Below are 12080 nucleotides of genomic sequence, written 5' to 3' on the forward strand. Positions count from 1 at the left end.
TTATTGTAATTAATAAATATTGTTTTATTTATAAGTTCCGTTTCTTTTTCCTGATTCCAATAACCGATGTATATTTTGCCACTCATTACACATGCTATTCCCATGAAAAAGAAAAATTTTCCCCATTCCACCAACAATTCAAGAAAAAATCGGTTTCTGCAAATCATGTTTCACTGCATCTTTCTGTTTTTTCTGGCTTCGTTTCTTGGCTTTCTCTGGGAAGTCGTGATTTTCCTGATAAAAGAACACACCTTTTACAACCGGGGCTTTCTCTATGGTCCGTGGCTTCCTATCTACGGCGTTGGTGCTGTCTTGTTTTTCCTTCTTTTACGAAAAATAGAGCATCGTCCCATTCTCGTATTCCTGCTGTCAGGACTGATTGGCTCCGTTTTGGAATATACAATCGGCTGGTTTTTAGACCACTTTTTCCATCTGCGCTATTGGGATTATTCCAACTACTTTTGTAATTGGAATGGATATATTTGTTTCTGGTCCGCCGTCGGCTTTTGTGTGGCGGGCGTCCTGTGGGTCTGCATCATTTCACATTTTGCCCTATATTTTTATGAAAAAATGCCAGCACCCTGGCAGCGTCGTCTCCTTTCGCTGCTGATACTGGCATTTCTCATAGATTGTGCTGCCTCCCTTATTGTTCCAAACCAGGGGAATGGCATTACGTTCCGCTAAAGCGGATTGATACGGCATCGTTTGCATTTTTCCGGTGTCATCAGTGAGACTTCATCCAGGAATGCATCGTGAAACGTCATCGTTCCGCCACCAATTTTTCTTGTCTTTTCTGCTGCAAGCTCGCCTGCAATTCCCATGAATGCACAGCAGGCCGCGGCACTTTCTACGCTGTTTTCCATCGCAAGGAATGCACCAAGAAGCGCCGAAGACATGCAGCCGCTTCCGGTAATTCTTGCCATGAAGGCATCCCCGTTTTCACAGGAAAAAGTGGTTGTTCCGTCTGTGATAATATCTTTTTCCCCGGATGCGATGAGAATTGTCTGCTCTTTTTTTGCAAATGTTTTCATTGCCTCAATGTCAATTTTTTGATCTGCCGAATCGACACCGGTCACCGTGGAGCAATGTTCCAGCAACGAGCGGATTTCGGAATAATTTCCACGAATGCAGGACGGATGGACTTTTTCCATCAACTCCAGGCACTTCGTTCTCCTGTAAGTGGAGCCGGATACACCAACCGGGTCAATCACGATGGCGTGACCTTTTTCATGCACGATGCGCCCCGCTTTTTCCATCGCCTCATAATCTGCGATTGCGCCAAAATTACAGACCAGAGCGGTGCTTCCTGCCGCAATCTCCTCCACCTCTAACGGATGGTGTGCCATCGTCACCGAGGCGCCCGCCGCAAGCAGCAGGTTTGCGCAGTCATTGACGGTCACCGCATTGGTAATACACTGCACGATAGGACGTTTTTCTATTATCTGATTCCGAATTGATATCAGTTTTTCTTCCATATTATTGCTCCAGACTTTCCTTCATTTTTCCAAGAATTCCGGTTTTCTTTAATGGCATAGTAAGAACTATCGCCAAAATGGTTCCACCACAGGTACTAATCAGAAATGGAACTACAAATGTAAATATTGCTGCTGCCTGGTTTCCCATCACAAAATATGCCACCGGATAGGAAAGCATTCCACCTAAAATTCCGGTTCCAAGCACCTCGCCGAGATAGGCAAAAGGCAGTTTTTTCCCATAGCGATAGAGAAGTCCTCCAAGCAATGCTCCGCACATACTGCCTGGAAAAGCAAGCGGGCTTCCAAGTCCAAGCAGATTTCGAATGACAGAAGCCGTAAAAGCCTGCGCAAGTCCCCACCATGGTCCCACGGTCACGGCACATAAAATATTGACAAGATGCTGAATTGGTGCACATTTTGAGCCAAACACCGGAAAAGAAAATAAGCTTCCTACCACTGCAATTGCTGCAAAAATGGCAGTTAATGTTAATTTTTTCAAGTTAAACGTTTTCATTTTGATACTCTCCTTTGATTGCAAATGCATGATTCATCGGACCGCTGCCCTTTCCAAGGTCAAGCATCGCTGCGAGTGCTCCGGAAATATAATTTTTCGCATAACAAACGGATGTTTCAAGGTCGTAGCCTTTTGCAAGATTCGACGCAATTGCTGAGGATAAGGTACAACCCGTGCCATGCGTATTCGGATTGTCAATCCTTTTTCCCTCAAACCAGACCGGTTTCTTTCCTTTTTGAAAAAGAAGGTCACTGGCATCATTTCTTTGATGGCCACCTTTTAATAAAACTGCACAACCGTAGCTGTCACAAATTTTTTCTGCTGCCTGTTCCATGTCCTCTTTCGTCTGAATCTCCATTCCGGACAATTCCTCTGCTTCCGGAATATTTGGCGTAATCACGGTTGCAATTGGAAATAGTTTTTCTTTTAGCGTAGAAATCGCCTCATCACTAATCAGCTTTGCACCGCTGGTTGCTACCATAACCGGGTCAACCACGATATTTTTTGCCTGGTACTCTGTTAATTTTTCTACAATCTTTTCGATGATTTCACAGGAAGAAACCATTCCTGTCTTGACCGCATCCGGTCGGATATCTGTAAAAATACTATCCAGCTGCGCCGCCAAAAAGTCCGGCGTTACCTCCATAATTCCTGTTACTCCTGTCGTATTCTGCGCGGTAAGTGCTGTGATTGCGCTCATCGCGTAGACTCCGTTTGCCATCATGGTCTTGATGTCCGCCTGGATTCCGGCTCCACCACTTGAATCACTTCCGGCAATTGTCAGTGCTGTCTTCATTGTCTCTTCCTCACTTTCTTTTGAAATCTGTGTGACAAAATATCTGATTCTAAATATTTATAGCGGATTTTATAAAAAAATATGGAAAATTTCTTTTTTGTGCAATGGAGATAAAACTCAAAAGTCGTTGAAGCCTCTGCTGAAAACGATTTTCGTATTCGGAGGTTTATCGGAATGTTTTGCACAACAGAAATTTGAAATATTCTTTTATGAAATCTGCTCAAATAATTAAAACCAGATATTTTTGCCGCACAGATTTCAATAAAAAAGTGCAGAAACCCAAATATAGATTTCTGCACAAAAAATTCTTCGGTATCTCCCTACGTTGGCATTATCCAAATCAGGTTCTGGGTTAAAGCATCCGCTTACTCTCAGCCCGCCTGCGCGAGCACCCCGTTTTCTTTTCTCCTGTTTTGACAGGAACTTTTTACAACAGTTTCATTATACCTGTTCTTTTTTTATTTGCAAGTCCTATCTTGCTTTTCCACCTTCTAGATAGTCACTTTCTTCTTCCATGACCTGCTCTTCTTTTTCTTTGAAAATCAGTCCGAAAATTCTACGAACCAGTGGTCCGGCAAAGAAAATCTGCCAGAAGAACGCCATTGGGAAATTGAGTGCTGTGGTCTCAAGCCAGACCGCAATCACTTCTTTTCCAGCATGTTTGAATAAAAGTGTTGCTGCAAGGCTCATGGATGGGCACATCAGGCATACTGTGATGGATGAGATTGCAAGGATAAGCATGATTGGCTTGTCCACGCCTGGTGTCACAATACGGAATGCAAGTTTTTTGGAAAGGCTTCCGAATAAAAAGAAATCCAGAATGAATGCGATTGGTCCCATAATAATCAATTCATGGAACGCATTTAAAAATACAACATTGCTCATTCCTCCCATATTCAGTGCAATATTGTAGCAAATCATGGCATAAACCATGACGAATACCATTAAAATGGTGAAAACGACTTCTTGTAATTTTGTTTTTGGCATAATAGATTCTCTCCTTTTCTTTTGTGGATTCGTGCGGGTGGCAAAAGATAGTTTGTAGTTTTCTAGATGGAAAATTAGATAAAGACAAATCTATTATGTTCCGATGTTCGAATATAAGAAAACCTAAGTATGCCTAACGAAAACTGTTTCATCATGACGTGACCGGCATTCAACGAGCCTTCCATGGCTCGTGAATCCTTGTTCTGCCATCCTTGGCAGAACATCACTAAAAAATGATAGGCATACTAAGATTTTCTAATATTCTTCCAAAGTCACAAAATTGCCTTGTCTTTATCCAATTTTCCCTCATAAAGTTACATACTATCTTTTGCCACCCGAACAAAAAAGCAGCCGAACAGCGGTCTTTGCGATCGCTGTTCGGCTGCACGTCGTAGCGCTATTATAGCATAGGAAATACCCTTGATATAATAGTTTAAATTGTACAAATTTTTGCTGAAATTAAATCAATTTCTTGTGGATTTTCATAGAACTAGGATTCCTGTGTAAAATGGTCACTGAGGCGTCCGGAAAGGTCTGTGATATTGGAAATCTCATTTTGCACACCTTGAACGGAATCTCTTTGGGAAGAAATACTTTCTGCAATGCTTGTAATCATTGCGGTGTTCTCCTCTGTTGTGGCAACAAGTGTCTCAATTTCTCCATGAATTTCTTCAAAATCACGTTTTACATTTTCAATGACCTGATATTCTTCACGCACAACATCATGTGCTTCGTGTGTGGTCGAGAGAATCGTCTCAAACACTTTCAAAAGCTCTACCATCTTCTCCACGCCGCCAACTGCCGCATTCGCACCTTCGTTTATTTTGGAAGATACGTCATGTGTCGTATTGGCAAGTCCATTTAAAATCTGTTTGATATTATCTGCTGCCTGGGAACTTTGTTCCGACAATGTTCTGATTTCATCTGCTACAACCGCAAAACCTCTTCCGTGTTCACCGGCTCTGGCTGCCTCGATAGATGCATTCAAAGACAACAGATTCGTCTGCGATGCGATTGCATTGATTTCTCCTAAAATATCCGTGATTCGGTTCATCTCAGCCAAAAGCTCGTTGGTCGCTCCCTGCGCCGAGGAAACTGTCTTTGACATCTCCTCTAAATCCGTTTTTACATTCTCCGCTTCTGTATTTCCGGTCTTTACTGCGCGGCTGACATCGCCGAAGCTGTTTTCAAGCTGTTTTGCCAAATCGTAATTTCGGTCAATTTCATCATTAGCCTTGCTGATCCGATCATTTACCGCAATCGTAGCATTTGTCGTTCCCTCTACCACAGAACCCATCTGCTGCGCTGACTGGCTGACCGAATCTGCCTGTACCACAAGTTCTTTTACGCCATTTTCACATTCGTTGATTGCCTGGTTTAAATTCGTTGCGATTCCATTTGCCAAATCTCCGTTCTCTTTTACAACATCAAGCGTCTCTTCTGTCTTCTTTAAAAGACGTCTTCCCCGCATCGTTGCGTTGATTAAAATCATGGCAATCAAAATCAATAACACTACTTTTGTAAGTGCGCCTGCTCTTGTATAGTCTGCACCATCAATCACCTCTGGTTTTACAAGCGCACAAATGAATGAAATGGTTCCAATCGGCACTACATAATAGAAAATATATCTGCGATCAAAATATCCTGTCATCATTGCGAGCAAAGCAAAGTTTGCAATAAATGCAATCGAATTTCCACCCTGAACACCTGCATAAATCAAAGTTGCAAGTGATGGTATCACCGTAATGCAAAGTGCCTTTACCAGGTCATCTTTTACAACATATCTACAAACTGTTGAAATGACACCGCTGACTAATAACACTGCCACACCTATCAGTCCACTTTTGTTTATTCCATAGGCAAACAGTGTCATAATCGACAACAGTGTCACACCAATCAATATCATCGTATGGTTTTGTTTATGTATTTTCTCCATGTTTCCTCCATTTGTTACTCCGCAATTTATCATTTCCAATATTCTATTTTACCACATATTGCCTTGTATATCTAGTATTTCACCACATTTTTTAGAACCTTGGTACCATCATCCATGCTGATGTAAATATTTTTCTCTTGTTGCAAGCCCTCCCCTGATATGGCGCTCCGACTTATTGACGTCTAAAACCTGTCTGGTCTCTTTTGCCAATGATGGATTAATCTGTGCCAAACGTTCCGTGACGTCCTTATGTACCGTACTCTTGCTAATCCCATAATGTTTTGCCGCCTGTCTTACGGTCGCATTGTTTTCGATAATATATCTGGCGATTTCCATCGCTCTTTCCTCAATATAACCTTTCAAAAAAATCCCCTGCTACAACTTGTTTTTACCATTGTATGCAAGGGATTTTTTATTTAGACTATCTAGTTTTCGTTTGTATCACCCTTTATCCATAACAGTTTCCAGAAAATCCGCCGGAACTCCTTGTCTGTCATGGTATTGAGATTATAGGCTGCGTCCCCCTGTAAAAACTGGCTTTCATCCGCTCCTTCCTGTAACGACAACTTTAAAGCACCGCTTAACCGGTTCCATTGGAATTCACTCACCGAAAGGTTGACAACATCCGCTTCTTTGGAGAAAACACCCGTTACTTTCTTCGCATGATACTGCCCGTCTTTTAACTTAAAACTGCCATCCGTATCCTGATACTTCAAATCATATAACGTTTCATCCTCTTGTTTCATTCGAAACTCCTCGGTTCCACGCTCATCCGTTCCATGCAATTCTAGCGTGTAGGCCACATCCTCCGTCTGAACCTGTACTGCTGCAAGCTGTCCGTCTCCCAGGAAAAACGTACATGTGCTATTTTTAACTACATTTGTATTTTCTTTTATTTTTTCCAGCAATGTATCCGGTAAAAATGCATTCACATCCGCTTTTTCTTCTCCCTCGTAAAGTTCCGCTATCTGAGACCAGAAATGCTCCACCACATCACCTGTCACCTGCGTCTGATATGCCTTGCATTTTTGTTCTTTTCCATTTACCTCAAACACCTGCGCGTCCGCTTTTGAAAAAGAAAGATTCCGAAATTCTTTTAAAAAGACCTCGCCAAACAGCTTTTTCCCATTTTGTGCATCTCCTTTTGCATCCTGCGCGGAAAGCGTTTTTAGCACATCATCAATTTTTTCGGTTGTATTCTCGGAAAACAGATTGTTTAGACACCCTGTTTTTTCTTCCTGATAGGAATAGGAAAAAATATCCGTTCCAACCGAGGGCACCTGTATCTTTAGCACATCCCCGTCTAGTAGAAAATCCGCCTTAATTTTGTCATCTATCAGACTGACCCCGATATTGGTCGTAAGGGATTTCTGTTCTCCCTTTTTTGCATAGGAGGCCGTCACCGACACCTTATTTATCGTTGCCTGTGCATTGGCGGTATAGTCCGATTTTAAAATTGTTTCCAAGTCCAGATTGGAAACGAACTGGCTTTGTTCTAACGTATGTACCGTTGCCAGAAGAATTTGATTTTGTTTACTAAGAAACAATCCTTTTTTTATCCCAAATACAATTGCAACAGCTCCCACCAAAATGCATACAATTACCATACAAATGCCCTTTTTTGCACGCGACATCACACTTTCTCCTTCTTCCCTGTTTTTCTTTTTTCATTGTATGCGCACACCAATTCTCTTGTCAACCTCACGATTTTTTCGGACAAGATACACATTTCGACATTTTTTGAAAAAAGTTTTCTATATTCTTAATTTAATATAAATATTTTGATACATTTTGTCATTTTTTTGCTATAATAATCGGGTAATAAACTTGTTTTTAAATATTAACCTCGGTACAATATGTATCGCAAATGACTTGAATGTAACGGATTCAAAAAGAATCCCAGGAGGCCTGCTTATGATAACATGCGATGATATAAACCTGTTCTTTGAAACATATCGTGAAAATAGGAAAGAATGTTTTAGGTGGGATGATCGCATCTTTTGTTCTAATACAAAAGAAATCTGGCTTAGCACCATGAAAAAACGTGCCTTCGCCGTTCACAAAATATATGCACAAAATGATTCCCTGCTTGACCGTAGTCTGCTTCCGCTCCTTTCCGCTCCATCCGAGCTGAATGAGGCACAGGCTGACTGCCTTTTAAACTGGCTGAAACGGTTTTATTATGGAAAAGATGATGAACCCTTTCTCATTCTTAGCCTAGCGGAACTTTTGCTACCTTTTTATGAAAAAAGAAACGATACAGAGAATCTGATTTTTCTTTATACCTGTGGTGGCTACTCCTGTCTTGAGATTTCTCAGATGTTCGACCGGTCTGTCGGAAAGAAATCCGTCGAATATTATAAAAAAGTAATCTCATATCAGGATTCTTTGGATACCATCCAGAATCCATTAAATAAAACATGTATTTTTGTTGCATACGCAAATTTAATCTGTGTGGAGCCGATTTTACAAAATATCTCCTTAGAGGAGGCCTATTCCTTCTGGCAGCAGCTTTACCTGCTTTATTTTTCTTTGAAAAAAAATCCCCAGATTTGGAATGAAAAAAGGATTCCGGAACTGATTCGCACGACATTGGAAAGCTTTCTTTCCAGCGGACTTTTCCTGGATTTGGAACATCTTTTTGAGGATTCCCCGATTCGCCCCTTAATTGACGAGATTGCTTATGCACGCTTTTCCACCCTATTACAGAATGCGAAAAATCCTATGGATGTCGATGTGGATTTTGTCATGGACTACTATCTGGTTCTTGCCAAAAAAGGCTTAACGACCTGGGACAAATGCTGGCAATCCATGGGTGACCTTTATCTGCATCAATTAAAACACGTTCACGAGAAAGCTGACGCCAACCTGACCGGTTTTTATTTTGTTTTTCCAATTATTCTCATTGAGACAATCGAAAAGACAACGCTCCCGGAAGACCTTCGTGATTTGAAAAAACATTTTTATCTGAATGTCTCCAGAAAATTTCTAAAAAATTACCCTGCAGGTTTTCGCTCGTATGAGATTAATTACGCCATCCAGCGTTTTGCTTTCCATCCTGCCGTGTTAAACTGTTTTCCAACAAGAAAAGAAAAAGAACTGTTTCTCTTCGATGTGATTCTTTGCAGACATCTGATGACGTTTACACATTCGGTTATGGTAGCAAAATTAGCGGAGGCCATTCTTCCTTATATATTCAAGTATGCGCCGGAACTTTTCCTGACCAAAAATGGATATTATAACTCCGTGCAGGAAGTCTTAGCGCATCAAGAGCAGATTCGTGACTACATCCACAGTGCCGCACTTTTACACGATGTTGGGAAAAATGCGATGGTCGATATCATCAATACACAACACCGTAAAATTTCAAACCATGAATTTTCGATTATTCAAATGCATCCACAGAAAGGATATGAATATCTTTCCAGTGATCCGGATTTTGACATTTATAAAGATGTTGCCATTGGGCACCACCGTTCCTACGATGGACGCATGGGTTATCCTATGAGCTTTGACAATCGAAACAGTGCCTACGCGCCTGCCATCGACTTAATCCGTATTTGTGACTGTCTGGATGCTGCAACCGACAATCTGACCCGTTATTACCGCATTCCAAAATCTTTTGACGAGGTCATGCAGGAATTTATTCAGGGAAAAGGGACACAATATCATCCTGGTATGATTGATTTAATCTGGGAACACAACTCCCTTTACGAGGAACTTCGCTGGCTTGCCACAGAAGGACGCAGCAACACGTATTACGAAATTTATCAGCGATTCATTCGAAAAAATGAATCTGAATCTTGATTGGAGATTATTATGTTAACTGAAAAAAATAAAGGTATCTTTTTTATTATCCTGGCAGCATTTTTCTTTTCACTGATGAGCCTTTTTGTCAGACTTTCCGGGGATATCCCGTCCATGCAAAAAAGTTTCTTCCGAAATGCTGTCGCATTGGTTTTTGCCACCATTATCCTATGCAAGAATCACATTTCTTTTGTACCAAAACGGGAAAACCTTCTTCTTTTGATTTTGCGGGCTTTCTTTGGAACACTTGGACTTTTTTGTAATTTTTACGCCATCGGAAAGCTTCCGCTCTCGGATGCAAATATGTTGAATAAATTATCCCCGTTTTTTGCCATTATTTTTTCTTTTCTTCTTTTAAAAGAAAAAGTGGCCCCTTACCAGGTGATTTGTGTGGTTTCCGCCTTTATCGGAACACTTTTTATTCTACGTCCCGGATTTGACAACATGGTAACGTTTCCGGCCTTAATTGGACTCCTTGGCGGTCTTGGTGCCGGCATTGCATACACCATGGTTCGAATTTTAAGTGGCAGACACGAGCAAAGTGCATACATTGTTTTCTTCTTCTCAGCCTTTTCGTGCCTTGCCTCACTGCCGTTTTTCATTTTTTCTTACACACCAATGAGTTTAAAGCAGGTCGGATTTCTTCTGTTAGCAGGACTTGCAGCATCCGGCGGACAGTTCTCCATCACGGCTGCCTACTCTCATGCCCCGGCAAAAGAAATCTCAGTGTACGACTACACACAGATTATTTTTTCTTCTCTCTGGGGTATCCTCTTCCTTGGCGAATTTCCAACCACGGCAAGTATCATTGGCTATGTCATCATCTGTGGTGCCTCCGTCGCGATGTTCTTAATCCGCCGCAAACGGGAAGCGTAATTTCAAAAAAATTCTACAAAATATCGCAAATCACTTAATGCCTAAACTTTTTCTAAAATAAGATGGTGTCGGGAATCCAATATCCCAACACCATCTTATTCTTTATCCCGCAGCAGCCGCTATCTCATTACAAAGCGGATGTCATCCGAGTCGGTATCAATTTTTAGAAGCTTCGTCAATATTTCCTGATTTTTCTCTGAAATCTTATCATTACAATAAATCAAAACCGTGAGTTCTTCTTTATTTTGGTCACTTTCTTCATCATAATTTACCAGATAACCAATCTGAATCTCATCAATTTGCGGATAGAGCACCTTTAGTTCTTTTGTAATACGCTCCACATCAATACTTCCCATATTCGTAGTATGAACCGCCTGTGAAGTGTTCAGCTCCTGAACCACCATACGGTATCCAAAAATCAGACTTGGTATAATCATAATCATGGTGCTTTGGAATGCCCTTCTTCGAATCTTTTTGCGGACTTCCGGACTTACTGTCTTCTTCACCGGAACCTTCAACACCTGCAATCCAATTACAGTTGTAAAGCAAATGAAATAGGTATTAATCAAAAAAAGGTACATTGCACCGCCAAAATAGGACAGATTCTTGGTCGCAAGTCCATATCCGGCTGTACAAAGTGGTGGCATCAATGCAGTTGCAATTGCGACACCTGGAATCACATTTGATTTTTCTTTTCGCGTCGTTCCGATAATTCCTGCAAAACCACCAAAACTTGCTATCAACACATCCCAGATTGTCGGGTTTGTCCTTGCCAACAGCTCAGAGGATGCTGTTGAAATCGGTGAAAAAGTAAAGTAAAGCGTTGAAATCACAAGACAGACAAACACCTGTACCAAAAGTCCTACCGTAGAATTTCGTGCCTGGATAAAATCACTTGTCGCAAGTCCATAACCGATTGCCATAATTCCACCCATCAACGGGGAAATCAGCATTGCACCGATAATAACCGCGGTTGAGTTCATATTAAGTCCGATTGATGCAATGAAAATTGCAAGAACCAGAATACACAGATTCGTTCCTCTTACTTCTCCACCACTTAGAATCCGTTCCTCGATTTCTTCATAAGAGGCACTGTCCCCATGTATGTTAAATGCCTTTTTTAATACTTGTCTTACTTGTTCCATCTATCCCTTCTTACTCCTTATCCGTTCTTTTTATCACAGGTGTCAGATTTTCATTGTCTGCAAGAAACAAACCTTCCGTCTCAGCCAAAATCTTTTGAAAAAGAGAAGTAAATTCCTCTTTGCTCTCCGTTCCAACTGTAACCAGATAGATTCTTTGCATATTTTCTGCTTCCATCTGCTCTAATAAAAGTGTATCGTTATCACGCACGGTTGTCTCCTCAAAATCGACACCCTCGCCAGATGGCAGTGTCACTTCCAACACACCGGCGGCTTCCCAGATTTCCAACTCATATGCTTCTTCCAGAATATTCTTTAACGCTGCAACATCCATATCCTCTGTTGTTAAGAAAATCCACTCCTTCTGAACAAGCTCTTTTACAACTTTTGTTGTCACAGCTTTCTTATTTTTCGGATCCTTCACAACTTTCTTTGTCGCAGCAGTTTTATTTTTCGATTTTTTCTTCATCATCTCCTGTTACTCCCTTCTCTTTCGTTTTACCATTCAAGCCTTCGAATCACCCTCATCGGAACAAAATTGGCTTGT

General features: G+C 41.2%; 12 protein-coding genes and 1 riboswitch. Of the genes, 3 read left to right on the forward strand and 9 right to left on the reverse strand.

The window, feature by feature from the left end; all coding sequences use genetic code 11:
- The first annotated feature begins 102 nt into the window (after positions 1–102).
- Complete coding sequence (locus tag BIV16_RS10105) at positions 103–684, forward strand: putative ABC transporter permease (protein ID WP_242940385.1); 582 nt, start codon at positions 103–105, stop codon at positions 682–684.
- Here the strand turns inward: BIV16_RS10105 and thiM are convergent.
- The 7 genes from thiM to BIV16_RS10140 all read right to left on the reverse strand — a co-directional run bounded on the left by thiM (position 681) and on the right by BIV16_RS10140 (position 7342).
- The gene (thiM, locus tag BIV16_RS10110) at positions 681–1475 is read right to left on the reverse strand and encodes a hydroxyethylthiazole kinase (protein WP_075680690.1); all 795 of its coding nucleotides are present in this window, start codon (positions 1473–1475) and stop codon (positions 681–683) included. The two genes, BIV16_RS10105 and thiM, sit on opposite strands and share 4 nt — an antisense overlap.
- Before the next feature lies 1 nt (position 1476).
- Positions 1477–1989, reverse strand: a complete 513-nt coding sequence (thiW, locus tag BIV16_RS10115; RefSeq protein WP_173664554.1) for an energy coupling factor transporter S component ThiW — start codon at positions 1987–1989, stop codon at positions 1477–1479.
- Positions 1976–2785: a bifunctional hydroxymethylpyrimidine kinase/phosphomethylpyrimidine kinase gene (gene thiD / locus BIV16_RS10120; protein WP_075680692.1), complete on the reverse strand. Its 810-nt coding sequence runs from the start codon at positions 2783–2785 to the stop codon at positions 1976–1978. Before thiD ends, thiW begins: the two co-directional genes overlap by 14 nt.
- Positions 2786–3085: 300 nt before the next feature.
- A riboswitch (TPP riboswitch) is annotated at positions 3086–3191 on the reverse strand.
- Positions 3192–3256: 65 nt separating this feature from the next.
- Positions 3257–3772, reverse strand: a complete 516-nt coding sequence (locus tag BIV16_RS10125; protein WP_075680693.1) for a DUF2798 domain-containing protein — start codon at positions 3770–3772, stop codon at positions 3257–3259.
- Positions 3773–4262: 490 nt separating this feature from the next.
- A complete protein-coding gene (locus tag BIV16_RS10130) occupies positions 4263–5708 on the reverse strand; it encodes a methyl-accepting chemotaxis protein (protein WP_075680694.1) in 1446 nt (481 codons plus the stop codon).
- A 108-nt stretch (positions 5709–5816) separates the two neighbouring features.
- On the reverse strand, positions 5817–6071 hold the full coding sequence (gene spoIIID / locus BIV16_RS10135) for a sporulation transcriptional regulator SpoIIID (protein ID WP_075680695.1): 255 nt from the start codon (positions 6069–6071) through the stop codon (positions 5817–5819).
- Positions 6072–6133: 62 nt separating this feature from the next.
- Positions 6134–7342 (reverse strand): hypothetical protein, encoded by a 1209-nt coding sequence (locus tag BIV16_RS10140; protein WP_075680696.1) that lies wholly within the window; start codon positions 7340–7342, stop codon positions 6134–6136.
- A gap of 280 nt (positions 7343–7622) precedes the next feature.
- On the opposite strand from BIV16_RS10140, the gene BIV16_RS10145 reads away from it, so the two are divergent.
- Positions 7623–9515 (forward strand): HD-GYP domain-containing protein, encoded by a 1893-nt coding sequence (locus BIV16_RS10145; RefSeq protein WP_075680697.1) that lies wholly within the window; start codon positions 7623–7625, stop codon positions 9513–9515.
- Positions 9516–9527: 12 nt separating this feature from the next.
- Positions 9528–10391, forward strand: a complete 864-nt coding sequence (locus BIV16_RS10150) for a DMT family transporter (RefSeq protein ID WP_075680698.1) — start codon at positions 9528–9530, stop codon at positions 10389–10391.
- Between the two features lie 119 nt (positions 10392–10510).
- On the opposite strand, the gene BIV16_RS10155 is transcribed toward BIV16_RS10150, so the two are convergent.
- The gene (locus BIV16_RS10155; RefSeq protein WP_075680699.1) at positions 10511–11536 is read right to left on the reverse strand and encodes a DUF389 domain-containing protein; all 1026 of its coding nucleotides are present in this window, start codon (positions 11534–11536) and stop codon (positions 10511–10513) included.
- A gap of 10 nt (positions 11537–11546) precedes the next feature.
- On the reverse strand, positions 11547–12005 hold the full coding sequence (locus BIV16_RS10160; protein ID WP_143524751.1) for a hypothetical protein: 459 nt from the start codon (positions 12003–12005) through the stop codon (positions 11547–11549).
- Between the last annotated feature and the right edge of the window lie 75 nt (positions 12006–12080).

The organism is Roseburia sp. 831b, assembly GCF_001940165.2.
GTDB lineage: Bacteria > Bacillota > Clostridia > Lachnospirales > Lachnospiraceae > Roseburia.